Genomic DNA, 18,082 nt, shown 5'->3' with positions numbered 1-18,082 from the left:
CATGGATTGCTTCGCTACGCTCGCAATGACGAAAGCTAGTGCTGATCAAGGATTGACGCGGGGCCGCCCACGGCGCAAATAGGTTGCAAATCGCAACGGAGAGAGATGCCATGTCCTACGCCACCGCCGCGCTTGCCACCTATGCCAATATGCTCGGCACGCTCGATCACCTCGTCACCAAGGCCGAAGCCCATGAGAGGGGCGAGGCGCTGCTTCAGGCGCGGCTGGCCGAGGATATGTTCCCGCTCCACACCCAGATCCGCTTCACGCTCGATCAGGTGGTGACCGCGCTGAAGCGGCTCGGGAACTTCGATCTGGCCGCTGATGACAGCGACATCACAAGCTTCGCCGAGGCCCACGCGCGCATCAAGGCAGCGCGCGAGCTGGTCGCGAACACCGATCCCGCCACCTGGCCCGCGAGCGGCGACATGGTCGAATTCACCCTCCCCAACGGCATGGCCTTCGCGATGCAGGCGCATGAATATTGCCGCGACTGGGCCACGGCGCAGTTCTATTTCCACCTGATGGCGACCTACACGATCCTGCGCGCCGAGGGCGTGCCCATCGGCAAGATCGATTATGTCGGCTATATGATGCGCTACATGAAACAGCCCACGCCCGCCGCCTGATGCACCGCTACGACCCCGCGCGCCAACGTCTCGCTTTGGGGCTGGCCGCGCTTGCGGGGCTGGTGGACGCGACCGGGTTTGTGGTGGCGGGGGGCTATTTCACCTCCTTCATGTCGGGCAACACCACGCGCATGGGGGTGGAGCTAGTCGAGCGTCCCGCGCTGGCGCTCGCCCCGCTGGGGCTGATCGCGGCGTTCCTTGCCGGGGTCATCGGCGGGGCGATGATCGCACGGCGCAACGAGGGGCGGCGCAAGCGGGTGCTGCTCGGGCTGGTCGCGGTGCTGCTCGGCAGCGGAGCAGGGCTGCTGGCGGGCGGGTTTGCCATCCCCTTCCTCGGGCTTTCCGCGATGGCGATGGGGCTGGCCAACAATGTCTTCGCGCGCGATGGCGAGGTGACTGTCGGCGTCACCTATATGACCGGCGCACTGGTGCGCTTCGGGCAGGGCATCGCCGCAAGGCTGGCAGGCGAGCCGCTCGAATCGACCCGAGGTTACGGCCTCTTGTGGAGCGCCCTGGCCGCCGGGGCGGCGACAGGCGGCGCGCTCTGCCTTGTCACGCCGCTCTCTGCGGCAGCGCTGGCCGCAGCCGCGGCGCTGGCACTGTGGCTCGCGGCGCTGCGGATCGAGCGCTAGAGCGTCACCTTCAGCATTTTCGTCCGCGAAGTTGCGCCGCGCAACATCGTCACGCGCGAGGGCGCCAGCCCGAGCGCGCGCGCTATCAGCTGAATGACCGCATCATTGGCCGCACCCTTGTCCGCCGGGGCTCGCACCTTCACCAGCACGGCCTCGGGGGTGAGCGTGACAGATTCCTCGCGCGCGCCGGGGGTGACCTTGACGGCGAGACGCCCCTCGGGATCGAGCCGTGCTCGCATCTCCCCGGTTTCCGGCAGCAGAGCCGGAGCGCGCGCCATCAGCCTTGGCCGAGCGCCGCCGCGACCGCCTCTGCGTGGTGCTTCGCGTTCTCGGCATAGTGCGCTGTCCCGATGCGCATTCCCATGATTGCAGCCTCATCGAGATCGCGCATCTTGCGCGCCGGACGGCCGCCCCACAGCTCGCGCGGCTCCATCACTTTGCCCTCGGTCAGCATCGCGCCCGCCGCCAGCATCGCGTCGGAGCCGATCACCGCCTTGTTCATCACGATCGCGCCGAGGCCGACAAAGCCGCGATCGTGAATCGTGCAGCCGTGCACCATCGCCATGTGGCCGATCAGCACATCATCGCCAATGATCAGCGGCGAGCCATCCGGATCGCCCGGGCGCGGCGGATCGCAGTGGAGCACACTGCCGTCCTGCACGTTGGAGCGCTTGCCGATCACGATGCGCGAGACATCGGCGCGCAGCACGCAATTGTACCAGATCGACGAGCCCTCGCCGATTTCGACATCGCCGATGATCGTGCAGCCGGGTGCGATGAAGGCGGTGTCGTGGATCTGCGGCGTCTTGCCGTGGATCGGGACGATGTTGACGCCGGGTCGTGAAGTCATGGCTGGCTCTCCCATTGGTCGCGGGTGATCGCATACTGGATCTGCGTCACGCCCGCTGCCGGATCGGCGAAATCGAGGTTCTCGCGGCGGGTCATGCCAAGCTTTTCCATCAGCCGCCAGCTACCGATATTGGTCGCGATGGTGATCGCCACGATCTGCGGCGCGTGATGGACGGCAAAGCCCCAGCCGATCACCGCGCGCATCGCCTCGTGGGCATAGCCCATCCGCCAGCGATCCGCCCGCACCACCCAGCCGATCTCGAAATCATCGGGGTTGGGCGCGAGCGGATGGGCGACATGGCGCAGCCCGCAATGGGCGACATGGCGCAGCCCGCAATGGGCGACGATTTCGCCGCTGGTGCGCTCCTCGGCGAACATGAAGCCGAAGCCATGCGCGGCAAAACTGGCGCGTGAGGCCGCATGCTTGGCGGCGATCACATCGCGCGGCTGCACCCCGCCGAGATGCGCCATCACCGCAGGCGTGTTGAACAGCGTCATGTGCGCGTCGAGGTCATCCGCCTCGATCTGGCGCAGGATCAGCCTTTCAGTCGTGAGCACGGTGGCGGTCACGCGGCCGTCCAGCCCTCGCGGGAGATGGCATAGGCGATGATGCGCGGGTTTTCAGGACCGAAATCGGGGCTGTCGAAGTCGAGATCGGCGCGCCGCACCATCCCCAGCCGGAGCATCAGACCCCAGCTGCCGGCATTGCCCTCCACAGTCAGCGCAATCACTTCGTCCGCGCCGAAACGGTCAAACGCCAGCGCCAGCGCCGCCGAGGCCGCTTCTTTGGCGTAACCCTGCCCCCAGGCATCCTCGCGCAGCCGCCAGCCGACCTCCATCATCCCCTGCGGCCCGCCCGGCTGGTTCGATCGCTTCAACCCGCAAAAGCCGAGGAACGCGCCATCCGCGCGGCGCTCCACCACCCAGAAGGTGTGGCCATGCGCGGCGCGATAGGCCTCGATCCGCGCGCGGCCCGCGGCAAAACCCGCCTCGTCCTGCACCCCGCCAAGCCAGCGCATCACCGCAGGCGTGTTGGTCACATCGCGGAACACCGGCCAATCCTCCTCGCGCCAGTCGCGCAAGGTCAGGCGGGCGGTGTCATGGCGGAATTCAGTCACGCGGCGCCTCCCGCAGCCAGACGGTGGTGGGGTTATCGGCGGGCGGATAGTCGGGATCGACATAATCCAGCGCCGCCCGCCGCGCGAAGCCGAGACGCTGCATCATCCGGGTCGAGGCGACATTGGAATCGCTCGTCTGGCCATAGACGCAGGGCAATCCCAACACCCCGAAGGCGTAGCCGAGGGCTCCCTCGGCTGCCTCGCTGGCATAGCCCTTGCCCCAATGGGCCTCGGCGAAGGTCCAGCCGATCTCGCGCTGACCGCGCAAGGCCTCAGGCGCGGCGGGGGAGCGCAGATGGAACAGGCCGACGCGGCCCACGCGCGTTTCGCTGCCGTCACGCAGCCACACCGTCCAGCGCTGATGCCCGCCTGTGTGGAACGCCGCGATATCGTCAGCCAGGCTCTCGGCCACTGCGTCCTCGGCGCGCACGCCGCCGAGATGCGCCATCACCGCTGGCGTGTTCATGTGTTCGAGCACCCACGGCAGATCCTCCGCCACCGGCGGGCGCAGGATCAGGCGTGTCGTCGAAAGCGTGCCGCCCTCAGCCATTCAGCAGGCGGGCAACGTGCGCCGCATGATAGGTCAGCACCCCGCTGCATCCGGCGCGCTTGAAGGCGATCAGCTTCTCCATCACCAGCGCGTCGCGGTCCCCGATCCCGGCGGCCTGCGCGGCCTCGATCATGGCGTATTCGCCGGACACCTGATAGGCGAAGACCGGCACGTCGAAGCGCTGTTTCACCCGGTAGATGATGTCGAGATAGGCGAGCCCCGGCTTCACCATCACCGAATCCGCACCCTCGGCAATGTCCATCGCCACTTCGCGCAGCGCCTCATCGGCGTTGGCGGGGTCCATCTGGTAGGCCTTCTTGTCGCCCTTGAGCAGCCCGCCGCTGCCCACCGCATCGCGGAACGGGCCGTAGAAGGCGCTGGCATATTTCGCGGCGTAGGACATGATCTGGACATTGGGATGCCCGTTCATCTCCAGCGCGCGGCGGATCGCGCCGATGCGGCCATCCATCATGTCGGAGGGGGCGATGATGTCCGCGCCCGCGTTCGCCTGATTGACCGCCTGATCGACCAGCATCGCGACAGTCTCGTCATTCACGACGTAACCGTCCGCGTCGATCAGCCCGTCCTGCCCGTGCGAGGTGTAGGGATCGAGCGCGACGTCGGTCAGCACGCCGATATCATTGCCGCAGGCCTGTTTGATCGCGCGGATCGCCTGGCACATCAGATTGTCGGGGTTGTGCGCCTCGGCCCCGTCGTCGCTGCGCAATTCGTGCGGCGTGTTGGGGAACAGCGCGATGACGGGGATGCCGAGCCCCACCGCTTCCTTCGCCCGCGCGACAATGCCATCGACCGACCAGCGCGACACGCCGGGCAGGGTCTTGATCGGTTCCTCCACGCCGGTGCCGGCCGTGACGAACAGCGGCCAGATCAGATCGGCCGGGGTGATGACTGTCTCGCGGTGCAGCGCGCGGCTCCAGCCGGTGGCACGGGTGCGGCGCAGGCGGGTGTTGGGGAAGTGTCCGGTCATGGCGGGAAGGCTTACGCCCATTGCCCGCTGGACGACAAGTGCTCGTTACAGCTGGCGGCTAAAGCGTCGTGCCCGTGCGGCGCAGGCCCGCCGTCTCGACTTTCTCGATCTCGCGCAGCGGCTCCTTGGTTTCGCCCGGGAGCGGGGCCAGATCCTTGAGCGCCGCGCCGACCTCGATCTCCTTGAGGCGGATCAGCTGGCGACGGAAATCGATCAGCTCGGTGCCCGACAATTCCGCGCGGCTGACGAAGGCGACGCTGGCCGGATTGATCGCCCGCCCGCCGCGATACATCTCGTAATGGAGGTGCGCACCGGTCGACAGGCCGGTCGATCCGACATAGCCGATCACCTGCCCGCGCCGCACCTGCTGCCCGGCCCGCACCGCCATCTGGCTCATGTGGCAATAGCGCGTCGACAGCCCGCCGCCATGCTCCAGCCGCACCGCGATGCCGCAGCCGCCCGCGCGTCCGGCGGCGCTGACCCGGCCATCGCTGACCGCGACGATCGGGGTGCCGTAACGTGCCTTGAAGTCGATCCCGGCGTGCATCCGGGTGTAGCCCAGGATCGGGTGGCGGCGCATCCCGAAGTTCGAGGTGACCGGCCCCGGCACCGGCGCCAGCAGCCCGCGCCGCTGTTCGCCCACGCCCGAGGCCTCGTAGAAGCGCCCCTCACTGCCCCAGCGCATCAGCTGGGTGCGCGGCTTGCCGCCGCGATCGATCCCGGCATAGAGCAGCTGGCCGGCCTGACGCTCGCCCGTGGCGGCGCGGCGATAGGCGATAATGATGTCGAACTCGTCGCTGGCGCTGACCTCGCGATCCATGTCGATCTGGGCGTCGAGCGCCTTCAGGTATTCCTGCACCGCGCTTGCCGGGACGCCGGCCTGCCGCATCGAGCGGTAGAGGCTGCTGCCGACCACGCCGCGTACGCGCAGCGGGGTTTCATCGACCCGGATGATGTTGCGCTTCAAGGCCAGCGGGCCGGAGGGCACCACCGGGGAACCATCGGCGCCGACCATGCCCACACCGGGCCGGGTCAGCTCCAGTTCGAGGTCGAACCGCGCGCGGAACGACAGGCTGTCGAGCGGGCGCGGCTGTCCGGGTGCGGTGCGACGGCCGAGCAGGACGTCCATCTGCGTGCCCGGCGCAATATCGCCGACCGCCACTGCCTGCCCGACCAGCGCGGCGGCGCGGTCGATATCCTCGCCGGCCACGCCTGCGCGGCGAAGCATCGTGGCAAAACTGTCCCCCGGCGCGAGGGTCACGACCATCGCGATCTGCGGGCGTTCGGGCGCGCTCTTCAAGGGGATCACCGCCGGGGTCGGCCCCATGCGGCGGCCGGAATCGGCACCCAGCGCCAGCGGCAGGATCATCTGGCTGCGCAACTCGCTCTGCACATCCTCGCCCTGCGGCATCGCGGCGCGCGCTTCGAGCGGGGTGAGATCGGGCCAGAACGCCAGAGCGAACGCACCCAGCCCCACCATCGTTCCCAGCCCGCGCAGCCAGCGGCGGCTGCCGATCTCTTCTGCCAGATCGGGGGCCAGATCGAGCCGGTCGAACCAGCGCGAGGCATCAAGACGCCAGACCTCGTAACGCGCGCCCAGCGCCTCGACCCGTTGCGCGAGGCGGCGCTTTGCCTTCTGCGTGCGGGTGGGCGGCGCGAATTTCTTGGAATTGCGCAGATAGGGAAGCAGTTCGCGCGCGGTTTCGGCATCGATCGGCTCGGGCGGCACACTGGCAAGCGCGCGCGCATCCGCCCCGGACGCATCCTCGGGCGTGTGCGGGGCGTCCGGCCCGTCGGTCAATTTGCCTGCCTGATCCAACATCACTGCCCCGAGAGTTGCACCCGATCCGCCCGGAAGCGTGCGTACGGGGGCAGCCTTGTCGCATTTCTCTGCCCGATCATAGTAAATGGGCGGTTAACCAGCGACCAGCCGCGCCGCTGATGCGATAAGGTGTTGTGCGTAGATCGCCATGAGGGCCGCACCCGGCCTTGCCCCCCGTCGGCAAGCCTGACAGAACCGCAGGCCCGTGACCCAGTCCCCCCCGCCCCGCCCTGCCGAAGCCGCGCGCGTGCGCGCCGTGCTCGGGCCGACCAACACCGGCAAGACGCATCTCGCGATCGAGCGGATGTGCGGCCATTCCAGCGGCATGATGGGCTTCCCGCTGCGCCTGCTGGCGCGCGAGGTCTATGATCGGGTGCGGGCGATCAAGGGGGACAAGCAGGTCGCGCTCATCACCGGCGAGGAGCGGATCGAGCCGCCGGACGCCCGCTATTTCCTCTGCACCGCCGAAGCCATGCCGCGCACCGCCGGTCAGCACGCCTTCGTGGCGCTGGACGAGGCCCAACTGGGCGCCGATCCCGAACGCGGGCACATCTTCACCGACCGTCTGATGCACGCGCGCGGGCGGGAGGAGACGATGATCCTCGGCTCTGCGACGCTCGAACCGATGGTCAAGGCGCTGATCCCGGGCGCGGAAGTGACCAGCCGCCCGCGTTTCTCGACCCTCAGCCATGCGGGCGTGTGCAAGCTCTCGCGCTTGCCCAAGCGCAGCGCCGTGGTCGCCTTCAGCGTGGAACAGGTCTACGCCATGGCCGAGGCCTTGCGGCGCTTCCGCGGCGGCGCGGCGGTCGTCATGGGCGCGCTCTCGCCCGAGACCCGCAACAAGCAGGTCGCGATGTTCCAGGCGGGCGAGGTCGACTACATCGTCGCCACCGACGCGATCGGGATGGGGCTGAACCTCGATCTCGATCACGTCGCCTTTGCCAGCCTCAGCAAGTTCGACGGGCGCAGGAAGCGCCGCCTCACCCCGTCCGAGATGGCCCAGATCGCGGGCCGCGCCGGGCGCCACCAGCGCGACGGCACCTTCGGGACGCTCTCGGGCACGGGCAAGGGCGATGGCGAACCGCTCCAGTTCACCGACGAGGAAGTCTACGCCATCGAGGAGCACAAGTTCGCGCCCCTCACCCACCTGTTCTGGCGCGATGCCGACCCGCGGTGCGATTCGCTCGAGCGGCTGATCGCCGCTCTCGAAGCCCGGCCCGACAAGCCGGTGCTTAGGCCTGCGCCCGAGGCGATCGACCTCGCCGTGCTCAAACGCCTCGCCGCCGACCCCATCGCCGACACCGTGCGCGGGGCGGGGAGCGTGCGGCGGTTCTGGGAGGCGTGCTCGCTCCCCGACTTCCGCAGCCTTGGCATCGAACAGCACGCGCGGTTCGTGGCCCGGCTGTGGGACGACCTCAGCGCCGGCTATCTCGGCGCGGATTTCGTCGCCGCGCGCATCGCCGAGCTTGACCGGATGCAAGGCGACATCGACACGCTGCAAGGCCGGATTGCGGCGATTCGCAGCTGGGCCTACATCTGCCAGCGCCCCGACTGGGTGCTGGCGCGCGACGAAATGGCTGCGCGGGCACGCGCGGTCGAGGCGAAGCTCTCGGATGCGCTGCACGCGCGGCTGACCGAGCGTTTCGTGAACCGAAGGACGACTCTCTTGATGAAATCGCTGGGACAGGATGCCTCTGCGCTGCCCGTCACCCTCGAACCCGACGGGCACCTCACCGTGGAGGGCGAGAGCATCGGCCGCCTCGAAGGATTCCGCTTCCATGTCGATCCCACCGCAGGGGTGGCAGATCGCCGGATGCTGCTCGCGGCGGGCGAAAAGGCGCTGCCCGCGCTGCTCGAAAGCCGCGCCGAGTGGCTGCTCTCGCAAGGCATTGCCGAGCTGGAAATCAGCGGCGGCGCGATCCGCTGGCAGGGCCGCGCGCTGGCGGAGATCGCCTTCCCCGGCCACCCCGGTTCAGGCAATTTCGGCACACCGAAGCTGACCCTCACCCGCGACGTGGCGCTGCTGCCCGATGCCGCCAAGACGAAGCTCGAAGCGGGGCTGGCCGCATGGCTCGACAAGCAGCTCGAACCGCTCGAACCCCTGCGCAAGCTGGCCGAGGCCGCGCGCGATCCCAACGCCGGATCGCAGGCGCGCGCGCTGGTCATCACGCTGATCGAGGCGCGCGGCGTCATCAGCCGCGAGGAAGCGGGGCTCGAAAACCTGCCCAAGGAAATGCGCCCCTATCTGCGCAAGCTCGGCGTGACCTTTGGCGCGCTCGACATCTTCGATGCGCCGCTGCTGAAGCCCGCCCCGCGCCGCTTGCTCCACGCGCTGGGGCTGGATACGCGCAGCGTTCAGGAGGCGATGCTCCCCGTGCTGGCCGAGGGCAGCTGGGCCAAGGGCCGGTTGCCCGCCGGATACCGCTATGCCGGTGCCCAGGCGATCCGCGTCGACCTCGCCGAGAAGATTTTCCGCGCCGCCTTCGATGCGCGGGCCAAGGTCGTCGAGGCCCATCCCAAGGAGCGCAATCGCCCGTTCCGGGTCGATCTGGCGTTGGCCGTGTCGGTCGGGCTGGAGGCCGAGAACGCCCGCCGCCTGCTCGGCAGCGCGGGCTTCCGCTGCGAGCGCGCCCGGCCGTTGCCCGAGGGCGCGCACGGCCCCGCCGCCCCTGACCGCTGGTACTGGCGCCCGCGCCGTCCCGAGGAACGCGAGGCGCGGCGGGACGCGCGGCGCGGGGCAGAACGCCCCCGGCACGGCAAGGCTGACCGCAAGGATTCGCGGCCCGGCGAAGGCAAACCCCGGCAGGACAGCAAGCCGCGCGGCGAGAAGCGCGACGATCGCCGCTCCGGCAAGCCGGGAGGCCGGCCGCAGCGCGACAGCCGCCCGCCGCTCCCCAAGCCCGACACCGGCCCGGCCCGCGCCGGGGGTGCCTTCGACAAGCTGGCGGATCTGCTCAAGGGATGACCGGTAGCGGCGCGGGCGAATCGCTCAGAGCAGACCGGCTGCTGGTCTATCTGCGCTTCGCCCGCACCCGCTCCGCTGCCGACGCCCTGATCGCTGGCCGCGGCCTGCGCCGCAACCGCCAGCACGTAGCGCGCGGGTCGGAAGCCGTGCGGATCGGTGATGTGCTGACCCTGATGGTCGGCGGCCAGGTGCGGGTGATCGAGCTGCTGGCTCTCCCTGCGCGCCGCGGCTCGCCCGCCGAAGCGCGTTCCCATTATCGCGAGGTTGACGCAGTGGCACTTGACCCTATGGGGCAATTGACCATAGCAGCGTCGCCTCTCGGGGCTGAAATCCGGCCCGCCGATCCCGAAGACCGCTTTTGAAAGAGCCGCAATGACTTACGTCGTCACCGAAGACTGCATCAAGTGCAAGTACACCGATTGCGTGGAAGTGTGCCCGGTGGACTGCTTCTACGAAGGCGAGAATATGCTGGTGATCAACCCCAGCGAATGCATCGATTGCGGCGTGTGCGAACCGGAATGCCCGGCTGAAGCGATTCTGCCCGATACCGAAGACGGCCTTGAAAAGTGGCTGGAGCTCAACACCCAGTATTCGGCGATCTGGCCCAACATCACGAGCCAGAAGGCGCCCCCCGAAGATGCCGACGCGCACAAGGGCGAAAAGGGCAAGTTCGAGAAGTATTTCAGCGACGCGCCGGGCGACGGCGACTGATTTTGCTGCAAACCTTTGCACCGGCACAGGTCGGGGCAGGGATCGGGGTTCGCTTGTAAATCGACGACTCGCAATTTTGTTGCAGGTGTGCTATATAATCCGTCGACCGCGCCGGGCCTCGCCCGCGCAGGCGCCCAGAAACCAGGAAGGCCGGACACCAGCAACCCCCTAAACGGACGATCCGCACCCGGCGCTCGCCCCGTGAGGGGTTGGGTCGCGCCGCCGGGATGGTCGTTCTCTCTCCCGTTGCCAGGTCGGCCGATTGAAAGGAATGTGCATGGCAAGCACCGCGAACGCATTCACCGTCGGCGATTATGTTGTCTACCCCAAGCACGGCGTGGGCCGGGTGATTGAACTCCAGAAGGAGGAAATCGCCGGGATGCAGCTCGAACTCTACGTGCTGCGCTTCGAGAAAGAGCGCATGACGCTGCGGGTGCCGACCAACAAGGTTGAAGCGATCGGGATGCGCAAGCTGTCTTCGGACAAGACCCTCAAGCAGGCGATGGAAACCTTGAAGGGCAAGCCCAAGGTGAAGCGCACCATGTGGTCGCGCCGCGCGCAGGAATATGAAGCGAAGATCAACTCGGGCGACCTCGTGTCGATCGCCGAAGTGACCCGCGACCTGTTCCGCCCCGAAGACCAGCCGGAGCAGTCCTATTCGGAACGCCAGATCTTCGAAGCGGCCTCCAGCCGCCTTGCCCGCGAACTGGCAGCGATGGAAGAGACCGACGAGCCCACCGCGCTCGGCAAGATCCTCGACGTGCTGCGCGAACACGCGCCGCAATACTACGAAAGCGCCGAGGAAGCGTAAGCCTCCCCGCTTTGACGCGACATCAAGGGCTGCCCTGCGGGGCAGCCCTTTTTTGTTGGACGGCCGAGCGAGACTTGCACCTCGCGGTTGGGTGTATTATATCAGCAATACGCCAAGAGTTTTCGGGAGAGACGTGCCATGATCCAGTCCACCAGCCGCCGCCTTGTCGCTGCTGCTGCCATGCTTGCCGGGACGGCAACGCTCGCCGGGTGCGAAGGCGCAGAGATGGAGATCAACGGCCAGAAGGGCGTGCCCCTTGCTGACGTCGAACTGGCAGGCGCGCCGCCCTCGGAAGTGGTGCTCGCTTCGGGCGATACGGTGATCGTGAGCGAAGGAGACACCTTCGCGATCACGGTCGAAGGCCAGAACACCGATACGCTGCGTTTCGTGCGCGATGAACGCACCATCGGCATCACCCGCGAAGAAGGCTGGAAGGGCGAGCCGAACGCCACCATCCGCATCACCATGCCCGCGCCGAGCGAGCTGGTGATCGCCGGCAGCGGCACGATCAAGGCGGCCAAGCTCGCCAGCACCTCCGAAGTGTCGATCGGCGGATCGGGCCTGGTCGAATTCGGCACGGTCGCCGCCGAAAAGCTCGATATCAACATCGGCGGGTCGGGCACGATCCGCGGGGCCGGGACGGTCAAGTCGCTCAACGTCAACATTGGCGGCAGCGGCGAAGTCGAGCTCGCCGGGCTCAAGGCCGACACCGCCGAGGTGTCGATCGGGGGCGCAGGCGACGTCGCTTTTGCCTCTGACGGCGAGGTAACCGCCAATATCGCCGGCGCGGGCGATGTGAACGTGACGGGAGCCGCCAAGTGCACGGTCAATGCCTTTGGCTCGGGCACGCTCAACTGCGCGCAGGCACCGACGGCAAAGACCCCGGCGACCGCCGAAGCGGCACTCCCGGCAGCGCCCGCCGCTCCGGCCGCACCCGCAGCTCCGGCAAAGCCCGCAGAATAATATTTGCCTTCTGGCAAGGCGCGCGCGACACTGTCGCCCCATGCGCGCGCCTCAGCTTCTCGCTCTCGCTCTTGTCACGCTCGCCTTGCCGGGCTGTGTCGCCAAGGCCGTCGTCGGCGTGGTGACGCTGCCGGTGCGCGCGGTCAGCGCGGGGGTGGATGCGGCCACCACCAGCCAGTCCGAAGCGGATGAAAAGCGCGGGCGCGAGATCCGCAAGCGCGAGGAACGCCTCGGCGAGTTGGGGCGCGAGCTCGACAAGCAGGCCGACCGTTGCGGCGATGGTGACGAGGAAGCCTGTGAAAAGGCCTCCGAAATCCGTGCCGAAATGCGGGCGCTGCTGCCGGAAGTCCCGGTGTCGCGGGACGAGCCCTAAGCCGCCGCCCGCCGCAACCGGTCATTGATCGCGCGGCCCACGCCCTGCTCGGGCACCGGGGCGACGGCGATGCGCGGCAGCGGGGCACGGGCGGCTTCGTGGAGGGCGGCGTAGAGGCGCGCGGCAGCTTCGATGCAGTCGCCGCTGGCTGACAGCGTGACATCACCTGCAACCGCGCCGAACCCGATCAGGAACTCGTCAGGCTCGGCATGTGTCGCCCCCAGCCGCACCGGCTTGCCGGGCGCGTAGTGGCTCGCGAGTTGGCCGGGGGCTTCGAGGGTCCTGCCTTCACCCCGCACACCGATCTGAAGCGGCCCGGGGCGCAGTTCCTCCACACGCCCGTCTGCGCGCACGGCGACGATGGTTGATTCCACCCCCGCTGTCGTCGCACCGCCGTCGAGCACCATCGCGATCCGCCCTTCGAGCGAGGCGAGAACATGGGCCGGGGTCGTGGGGCTGATAAACCCGCTGCGATTGGCCGAAGGCGCGGCGAGCGGAAAGTCCACCGCCGCCAGCAGCGCCTGCATCACCGGGTGCGCAGGTGCCCGCAGCGCCACAGTCGGCAGCCTTGCCGTCACCGCCTCGGCCAACCCGGCGTCAGTGCGGCGGGGCAGCACCAGCGTGAGCGGGCCGGGCCAATGCGCTCCCGCCAATGCCCGCGCCTCGGGCGAGAACTCCGCATAGCGTTCGGCCTGCGCGAGCCCCGCCACATGGACGATCAGCGGGTTGAAGTCCGGGCGGCCCTTCGCGGCATAGATTCTTGCGACGGCCTCGGCGGAGTCCGCCCGCGCCGCAAGGCCGTAGACCGTCTCGGTCGGCACCGCCACCAGCCCGCCCGATTCGAGACATCGCGCGGCTTGCGCGATCCCATCGGCGTCTGCCAGCCGCACTTCCGTAACGTTCTTGCCGCTCATGCCCCGGCGCTATATTCGATTCGCCGCCCTGCCAAGTGCAGCTGCAACTTCCATTCGCAAGGACGCCCCCGAAGTGACCCCCTTTACCCCGCCGACCGCCGACCAGCTGCTCGCCATCCGCGTCAATGCCGGGATCGACGAACTCGCCCAGACCGACCGTTTTGCCCATGCCGAAGCCGATCTGGTCGAAGCCATCGTCGCAGGCGTCGGGCAGTTTGCGGCAGGGGAATTCGCGCCGCTCAACCGCAAGGGCGACCTTGAGGGCGCGAAGTTGGAGAACGGCGTGGTGCGCCTGCCGGACGGGTTCGAAGCCGCCTATCACGCCTATGTCGAGCAAGGCTGGAACGCCATCGCCTCGCCGACAGCCCATGGCGGGCAAGGCCTGCCTTTCACGCTGGCCTGCAACGTGCTCGAGAACCTCGGCGCGGCGAACATGGCCTTCACCCTGCTGCCGATGTTGAGCGTCGGCGCGATCGAGGCGCTGGAGCATCACGGCTCCCCCGCCCAGCAGGCGATGTATCTTCCCAAGCTGGTGAGCGGCGAGTGGTCGGGGACGATGAATCTCACCGAGCCCGCCGCCGGCAGCGATGTCGGCGCGCTGCGTTCGACCGCCGAACCGATCGAGGACGGCGAACACGCGGGGAAATACAAGATCACCGGCCAGAAGATCTACATCACCTGGGGCGAGCATGATCTGGCGAAGAACATCATCCACCTCGTTCTGGCCCGCCTCCCCGGCGCGCCGGAGGGATCGCGCGGGATCAGTCTCTTCGTGGTGCCCAAGTATCATGTGAACGCGGACGGCTCGCTGGGGCCGAAGAACGACCTTCGCTGCGTGAGCCTCGAACACAAGCTCGGCATTAACGCCTCGCCCACCTGTGTGATGTCCTACGGCGACAATGGCGAATGCATCGGCGAGTTGGTCGGCGCCCCCAACAAGGGGCTCGCGGCGATGTTCACGATGATGAACAACGCGCGCATCAATGTCGGCAACCAGGGCGCGCAGATCGCCGAACGGGCGACCCAGCAGGCGCTCGCCTATGCGCGCGACCGGGTGCAGTCGGCCCGCGCCGGATCGCCCGACAAGACCCCGGTGGCGATCATCGAGCACCCCGACGTGCGCCGCATGATCCTGCGCATGAAGGCGCTCACCGAGGGCGTGCGCGCGCTGCTCTACTACTGCGCCGGTCAGGTCGATCGTGGGAACCTTGGCGACGAGGCGGCCAAGACCCGTTCGGAGATCCTTGTCCCGCTGCTCAAGGCGTGGGGCACCGATGTCGGCGTCGAGGTCTCGGGCCTCGGCATCCAGATCCACGGCGGGATGGGCTTCGTCGAGGAGACCGGCGCCGCGCAGCACTGGCGCGATTCGCGGATCGCGCCGATCTATGAAGGCACCAACGGCATTCAGGCTGCCGACCTCGTGACCCGCAAGCTCGGGCTGGAGGGCGGCGAGGCTCTGGTCGCGCTGTTCGAGGAAATCGCGCGCGAGGCAGCGGATGAATACGCCCTCGCCGCGCTCGCGATGGACTGCGCCAGCGTCGCCCGCTGGATGCGCGACGATGCGAGCCTCGATGACAGGCTGGCGGGCAGCGTGCCCTTCTGCACCATGGCCGCGGTGTGCGTGGCGGGCTGGCAGCTGACCAAACAGGCCGCGGCTGTCGCGGCGGGCGCGGCTCCGGAACTCGCAGCGACCAAGCCGGTGACGGTGCGCTTCTTCCTCGACCGGATCGTGCCCGAAGCCGCGGGCCTCAAGGCCGGCGCGGTGGCGGGAGCGGAGCTGCTCTACGCTCTGCCCGCCGAAGCGCTGGTTGCCTGATATGGACGGCGGGGACGCGCTGGAGCGGATCGCCGCCGCGCTCGAACGCCTCGCGCCCCCGCCTGCCGCTCCGACCGATTGGCTCGCCCACCCCGCCTATGTGTGGGAGGGTGAAAGCGCGCGGCCCGTTCCGGTGCTCGATGCCCTGGCGCTGGATGCGCTCCACGGGATCGAGGCGCAGAAAGTTGGCTTGCGCAACTTGTGCGCCCGTCTGGCGAGCGGCGCGGCGGCGCATGACGCGCTGCTGTGGGGCGCGCGGGGGATGGGCAAATCGGCGCTGGTGCGCGCCTGTGTCGCCGATGTGCAGAAGGAGACGCCGAAGCTCGCACTGGTGCAGCTCGCCCCCGGCACCCTGCCGACCTTCCCCGCGCTGATCGCTGCGCTGGCGGGCGTGGAGCGCGCCTTCCTCCTCTTCATCGACGATCTCGGCTTCGGCGCGGACGGGCGGGCGGAGATGCTCGCGCTGCGCAGCCTGCTCGAAGGCGGCATCGCGCCCCGTCCGGCGCATATCCGCTGCGTCGTCACCGCCAACCGGCGCGGGATTGTCGAGCGCGAGGATACCTCCGGTGCGATCCACGAGCGCGACGAGCGCGACGATGCGCTGGCGCTGGCCGACCGCTTCGGGCTGACGCTGGGCTTTCACCCGGCGGACAAGGACACCTACCTCGCCATTCTGGAGGGCTACACCGCCCCGCTCGGCCTCGCTTTCGATGCCGAGGAGGCGATGGCCTTCGCGATCCAGCGCGGCAACCGGTCTGGCCGCACCGCGCTGCAATTCGCTACCGAATTGGCGGGCCGGGCCGGAAAGCGGCTCTAGTTGACCTTCTGCCCCGCCTGCCGCCGCAGGTAATCGGCCTCGAACTCGGCGCGCGGATCGCGCAGCCTGGTCACTGGCTTGAGCGATTCGCCCCCCAGCTTCGAAATCGCCGGGGCGGGCGCGGCGTTCGGGGCGCGGACCCGCCAGATGATCCCGGCCGTGTCATCCGACACCAGCAGCGACCCATCACCTGCCCATTCCACCCAGGTCGGGCGGCCGCGGGTGGTGCCATCATCCTTGAGGAAGCCGGTCAGCACCGGCTTGGGCTTGCCCACCGGATTGCCGCGATCGTCGAAGTCGACGAACACCACGTCATAGCCCGAGGGCGGCTTGCGGTTCCACGATCCGTGCCGCGCGATAAAGGCGCCGCTGGCGAAGCCTTCGCCCATACGGTCGCCCTCCTTCGAGAACACCAGCCCGAGCGCCGCAACGTGCGGCCCCAGCGCATATTCGGGGTTGCGCACATATTCCATCAGGAAGCGCGGCATCGGCGCATCGACCCGGCGGTCGCGGTTGGTCTTGTAGTAGACCCACGGCCAGCCATATTGCGCGCCCACCGGCACGTTGGTGAGGTAATCCGGCACCAGATCGCTGCCGAGCATATCGCGCTCGTTCACGGTGGTCCAAAGCTCGCCGCTCCAGGGGCTGAAATCCATGCCGTTGGGATTGCGCAGCCCCACGCCGAACTGGCGCTGGCGCTTGGCGGCGAGATCATATTCCCAGATCATCGCCCGGCCCTCTTCGGCCTTCATCCCGGATTCGCCGATATTGCTGACCGATCCGACCGCGACATAGAGCCGCTGGCCATCGGGCGAGAGCTCCAGATTGCGCATCCAGTGCCCGCCGCCGCCGGGCAGATCCATCAGCTTGGCAGGCTTGCCCGATACCGCGTCGGCCCCCAGCGCATAGGGGAAGGCCAGCAGCGCGTTGTGGTTGGCGACGTAGAGCGTCCCGTCCTTCCACGCGAGGCCAGAGGGCGAATCGAGGCCTTCGGAGAGGATCACCTTGCGGGTCTCGGCCGCACCGTCGCCATCGGCATCGCGCAGCAGCACGATCTGGTTGGGCGATTCGCCGGTCGCGCCCGCCTTGCTCAGCAATTGATTGGCGATCCAGCCATAGATTGCGTCGAGCACGCCGCCGCCGCCCTCGCTCTTGGGGGCGCGGGTCAGGCTGACGAGGACATCGCCATTGGGGAGGGTGTGGATGGTGCGCGGGTGTTCCAGCCCTTCGGCAAAGCGCGCGACCTCCAGCCCTTCGGCCGCGACCGGCGCCTCACCCTTGGCCCAGCCCACCGGCTCGGCGATCTGGACGGTGGGGACGGTCTGCGCCTCGCCTTCCTTGAGCACCGGATCGGTGCCCGCGACCTCCTCGACCGACAGATCGGCGACATCGCCCTGACTGAGATACCAGAACCCGCCTGCGCCAATGACGACGAGGACACCGGAAGCGATTGCGATTTTGCGGAAGATTGCCATGTGGGACGGGATAGAGCCGCCCCGTCCCGGCGGCAACACACAAGCTGCGAAGGCCAGGCCTGCCATGTATGATTTCAAGCCCACTGCCGCCGATCCGGCAGAGCTCTACCGCGATCTCCTCGCCGCCGCCGATGCGCTGACCGATGGCGAACCCGATGGCGTCGCCAACATGGCCAATGTCGCGGCGCTCTTGTGGGAATTCCTGCCCGATCTCAACTGGGCCGGGTTCTACCGCGTCGGCCCGGCCAAGACGGGCGGCGGCGATGAACTGGTGCTGGGGCCGTTCGTGGGCCGCCCGGCGTGCATCCGCATCCCTTTCGGCAAGGGCGTATGCGGCACGGCAGCGGCGAGCGGCGCGACCCAGCTGGTCGCCGATGTCCACGCCTTTCCCGGCCACATCGCCTGCGACGCTGCCAGCGCGAGCGAGTTGGTGGTGCCGGTGGTGCGCGACGGGCGCGTGATCGCGGTGATCGATCTCGACAGCCCCTCGCTTGCGCGCTTCACCGAGGCCGACGCGGCGGGGATCGAAGCGCTTGCCGCGATGCTTGGCCCGCGGCTCTGACCCAGGCTCCGGGCTTCCCGAAACGGGACAGCACCGACAGCATCGCTTGGGGCATGAGGCTTGGCGGTGGTAAGCTTTCGCTAACCA

At 68.4% G+C, this 18,082-nt stretch carries 20 protein-coding genes; 11 read left to right on the top strand and 9 right to left on the bottom strand.

Annotated features, from left to right (window positions below; all coding sequences use genetic code 11):
- Positions 1-110: 110 nt before the first annotated feature.
- Together PS060_RS05810 and PS060_RS05805 are read left to right on the top strand one after the other, a co-directional pair.
- On the top strand, positions 111-629 hold the full coding sequence (locus tag PS060_RS05810; protein WP_273986157.1) for a DUF1993 domain-containing protein: 519 nt from the start codon (positions 111-113) through the stop codon (positions 627-629).
- Complete coding sequence (locus PS060_RS05805; RefSeq protein WP_273986155.1) at positions 629-1,261, top strand: YoaK family protein; 633 nt, start codon at positions 629-631, stop codon at positions 1,259-1,261. Before PS060_RS05810 ends, PS060_RS05805 begins: the two co-directional genes overlap by 1 nt.
- Here the strand turns inward: PS060_RS05805 and PS060_RS05800 are convergent.
- The 7 genes from PS060_RS05800 to PS060_RS05770 are packed head-to-tail and all read right to left on the bottom strand — an operon-like array spanning position 1,258 to position 6,588.
- The gene (locus PS060_RS05800) at positions 1,258-1,539 is read right to left on the bottom strand and encodes a DUF167 domain-containing protein (protein ID WP_273986153.1); all 282 of its coding nucleotides are present in this window, start codon (positions 1,537-1,539) and stop codon (positions 1,258-1,260) included. The genes PS060_RS05805 and PS060_RS05800 overlap by 4 nt on opposite strands.
- Positions 1,539-2,111: a gamma carbonic anhydrase family protein gene (locus PS060_RS05795; protein ID WP_273986152.1), complete on the bottom strand. Its 573-nt coding sequence runs from the start codon at positions 2,109-2,111 to the stop codon at positions 1,539-1,541. The genes PS060_RS05800 and PS060_RS05795 overlap by 1 nt, the downstream gene beginning before the upstream one ends.
- On the bottom strand, positions 2,108-2,680 hold the full coding sequence (locus PS060_RS05790; protein ID WP_273986151.1) for a GNAT family N-acetyltransferase: 573 nt from the start codon (positions 2,678-2,680) through the stop codon (positions 2,108-2,110). The genes PS060_RS05795 and PS060_RS05790 overlap by 4 nt, the downstream gene beginning before the upstream one ends.
- Entirely contained in the window at positions 2,677-3,228 is a 552-nt protein-coding gene (locus PS060_RS05785; protein ID WP_273986150.1) for a GNAT family N-acetyltransferase, read from the bottom strand. Before PS060_RS05785 ends, PS060_RS05790 begins: the two co-directional genes overlap by 4 nt.
- Complete coding sequence (locus PS060_RS05780) at positions 3,221-3,778, bottom strand: GNAT family N-acetyltransferase (RefSeq protein WP_273986149.1); 558 nt, start codon at positions 3,776-3,778, stop codon at positions 3,221-3,223. The genes PS060_RS05785 and PS060_RS05780 overlap by 8 nt, the downstream gene beginning before the upstream one ends.
- Positions 3,771-4,766 carry a porphobilinogen synthase gene (gene hemB, locus PS060_RS05775; RefSeq protein WP_273986148.1) on the bottom strand — a complete coding sequence of 332 codons (996 nt, stop codon included), beginning with the start codon at positions 4,764-4,766 and terminating at the stop codon, positions 3,771-3,773. The genes PS060_RS05780 and hemB overlap by 8 nt, the downstream gene beginning before the upstream one ends.
- Before the next feature lie 58 nt (positions 4,767-4,824).
- Positions 4,825-6,588, bottom strand: coding sequence for a M23 family metallopeptidase (locus PS060_RS05770; protein ID WP_273986146.1), 1,764 nt, complete (start codon positions 6,586-6,588; stop codon positions 4,825-4,827).
- A gap of 205 nt (positions 6,589-6,793) precedes the next feature.
- Here PS060_RS05770 and PS060_RS05765 point away from each other — a divergent pair, with 205 nt between their 5' ends.
- The 6 genes from PS060_RS05765 to PS060_RS05740 all read left to right on the top strand — a co-directional run bounded on the left by PS060_RS05765 (position 6,794) and on the right by PS060_RS05740 (position 12,411).
- Positions 6,794-9,553 carry a helicase-related protein gene (locus PS060_RS05765; RefSeq protein WP_443112406.1) on the top strand — a complete coding sequence of 920 codons (2,760 nt, stop codon included), beginning with the start codon at positions 6,794-6,796 and terminating at the stop codon, positions 9,551-9,553.
- Positions 9,550-9,915, top strand: coding sequence for an RNA-binding S4 domain-containing protein (locus PS060_RS05760; RefSeq protein ID WP_273986144.1), 366 nt, complete (start codon positions 9,550-9,552; stop codon positions 9,913-9,915). Before PS060_RS05765 ends, PS060_RS05760 begins: the two co-directional genes overlap by 4 nt.
- 10 nt (positions 9,916-9,925) lie before the next feature.
- Positions 9,926-10,264, top strand: coding sequence for a ferredoxin FdxA (gene fdxA, locus PS060_RS05755; protein WP_273986143.1), 339 nt, complete (start codon positions 9,926-9,928; stop codon positions 10,262-10,264).
- Positions 10,265-10,541: 277 nt separating this feature from the next.
- A complete protein-coding gene (locus tag PS060_RS05750) occupies positions 10,542-11,075 on the top strand; it encodes a CarD family transcriptional regulator (protein ID WP_273986142.1) in 534 nt (177 codons plus the stop codon).
- 138 nt (positions 11,076-11,213) lie between these two features.
- Positions 11,214-12,038, top strand: coding sequence for a head GIN domain-containing protein (locus tag PS060_RS05745; RefSeq protein ID WP_273986140.1), 825 nt, complete (start codon positions 11,214-11,216; stop codon positions 12,036-12,038).
- 40 nt (positions 12,039-12,078) lie between these two features.
- Entirely contained in the window at positions 12,079-12,411 is a 333-nt protein-coding gene (locus PS060_RS05740; protein WP_273986139.1) for a hypothetical protein, read from the top strand.
- On the opposite strand, the gene PS060_RS05735 is transcribed toward PS060_RS05740, so the two are convergent.
- Complete coding sequence (locus PS060_RS05735; protein WP_273986136.1) at positions 12,408-13,325, bottom strand: L-threonylcarbamoyladenylate synthase; 918 nt, start codon at positions 13,323-13,325, stop codon at positions 12,408-12,410. The two genes, PS060_RS05740 and PS060_RS05735, sit on opposite strands and share 4 nt — an antisense overlap.
- A 73-nt stretch (positions 13,326-13,398) precedes the next feature.
- Here PS060_RS05735 and PS060_RS05730 point away from each other — a divergent pair, with 73 nt between their 5' ends.
- Complete coding sequence (locus tag PS060_RS05730) at positions 13,399-15,141, top strand: acyl-CoA dehydrogenase (protein WP_273986134.1); 1,743 nt, start codon at positions 13,399-13,401, stop codon at positions 15,139-15,141.
- Position 15,142: 1 nt separating this feature from the next.
- On the top strand, positions 15,143-15,958 hold the full coding sequence (locus PS060_RS05725) for a DUF815 domain-containing protein (protein WP_273986132.1): 816 nt from the start codon (positions 15,143-15,145) through the stop codon (positions 15,956-15,958).
- On the opposite strand, the gene PS060_RS05720 is transcribed toward PS060_RS05725, so the two are convergent.
- On the bottom strand, positions 15,955-17,433 hold the full coding sequence (locus tag PS060_RS05720) for a PQQ-dependent sugar dehydrogenase (protein ID WP_273986130.1): 1,479 nt from the start codon (positions 17,431-17,433) through the stop codon (positions 15,955-15,957). The two genes, PS060_RS05725 and PS060_RS05720, sit on opposite strands and share 4 nt — an antisense overlap.
- A 64-nt stretch (positions 17,434-17,497) precedes the next feature.
- Here PS060_RS05720 and PS060_RS05715 point away from each other — a divergent pair, with 64 nt between their 5' ends.
- The gene (locus tag PS060_RS05715) at positions 17,498-17,995 is read left to right on the top strand and encodes a GAF domain-containing protein (RefSeq protein WP_273986128.1); all 498 of its coding nucleotides are present in this window, start codon (positions 17,498-17,500) and stop codon (positions 17,993-17,995) included.
- The last annotated feature ends 87 nt before the right edge of the window (positions 17,996-18,082 follow it).

This window comes from Erythrobacter sp. BLCC-B19 (assembly GCF_028621955.1).
Classification (GTDB): Bacteria; Pseudomonadota; Alphaproteobacteria; order Sphingomonadales; family Sphingomonadaceae; genus Erythrobacter.
This window is presented reverse-complemented; position numbering and strand designations above follow the sequence as displayed.

What these genes read in the sequence shown, in the direction of transcription:
- fdxA (WP_273986143.1), top strand. Translation starts at nt 9,926, where the DNA reads ATGACTTACGTCGTCACCGAAGACTGCATCAAGTGCAAGTACACCGAT.
- PS060_RS05760 (WP_273986144.1), top strand. Translation starts at nt 9,550, where the DNA reads ATGACCGGTAGCGGCGCGGGCGAATCGCTCAGAGCAGACCGGCTGCTG.
- PS060_RS05795 (WP_273986152.1), bottom strand. Translation starts at nt 2,111, where the DNA reads ATGACTTCACGACCCGGCGTCAACATCGTCCCGATCCACGGCAAGACG.
- PS060_RS05805 (WP_273986155.1), top strand. Translation starts at nt 629, where the DNA reads ATGCACCGCTACGACCCCGCGCGCCAACGTCTCGCTTTGGGGCTGGCC.
- PS060_RS05715 (WP_273986128.1), top strand. Translation starts at nt 17,498, where the DNA reads ATGTATGATTTCAAGCCCACTGCCGCCGATCCGGCAGAGCTCTACCGC.
- PS060_RS05725 (WP_273986132.1), top strand. Translation starts at nt 15,143, where the DNA reads ATGGACGGCGGGGACGCGCTGGAGCGGATCGCCGCCGCGCTCGAACGC.
- hemB (WP_273986148.1), bottom strand. Translation starts at nt 4,766, where the DNA reads ATGACCGGACACTTCCCCAACACCCGCCTGCGCCGCACCCGTGCCACC.
- PS060_RS05750 (WP_273986142.1), top strand. Translation starts at nt 10,542, where the DNA reads ATGGCAAGCACCGCGAACGCATTCACCGTCGGCGATTATGTTGTCTAC.
- PS060_RS05770 (WP_273986146.1), bottom strand. Translation starts at nt 6,588, where the DNA reads ATGTTGGATCAGGCAGGCAAATTGACCGACGGGCCGGACGCCCCGCAC.
- PS060_RS05720 (WP_273986130.1), bottom strand. Translation starts at nt 17,433, where the DNA reads ATGGCAATCTTCCGCAAAATCGCAATCGCTTCCGGTGTCCTCGTCGTC.
- PS060_RS05745 (WP_273986140.1), top strand. Translation starts at nt 11,214, where the DNA reads ATGATCCAGTCCACCAGCCGCCGCCTTGTCGCTGCTGCTGCCATGCTT.
- PS060_RS05800 (WP_273986153.1), bottom strand. Translation starts at nt 1,539, where the DNA reads ATGGCGCGCGCTCCGGCTCTGCTGCCGGAAACCGGGGAGATGCGAGCA.
- PS060_RS05810 (WP_273986157.1), top strand. Translation starts at nt 111, where the DNA reads ATGTCCTACGCCACCGCCGCGCTTGCCACCTATGCCAATATGCTCGGC.
- PS060_RS05740 (WP_273986139.1), top strand. Translation starts at nt 12,079, where the DNA reads ATGCGCGCGCCTCAGCTTCTCGCTCTCGCTCTTGTCACGCTCGCCTTG.
- PS060_RS05735 (WP_273986136.1), bottom strand. Translation starts at nt 13,325, where the DNA reads ATGAGCGGCAAGAACGTTACGGAAGTGCGGCTGGCAGACGCCGATGGG.
- PS060_RS05780 (WP_273986149.1), bottom strand. Translation starts at nt 3,778, where the DNA reads ATGGCTGAGGGCGGCACGCTTTCGACGACACGCCTGATCCTGCGCCCG.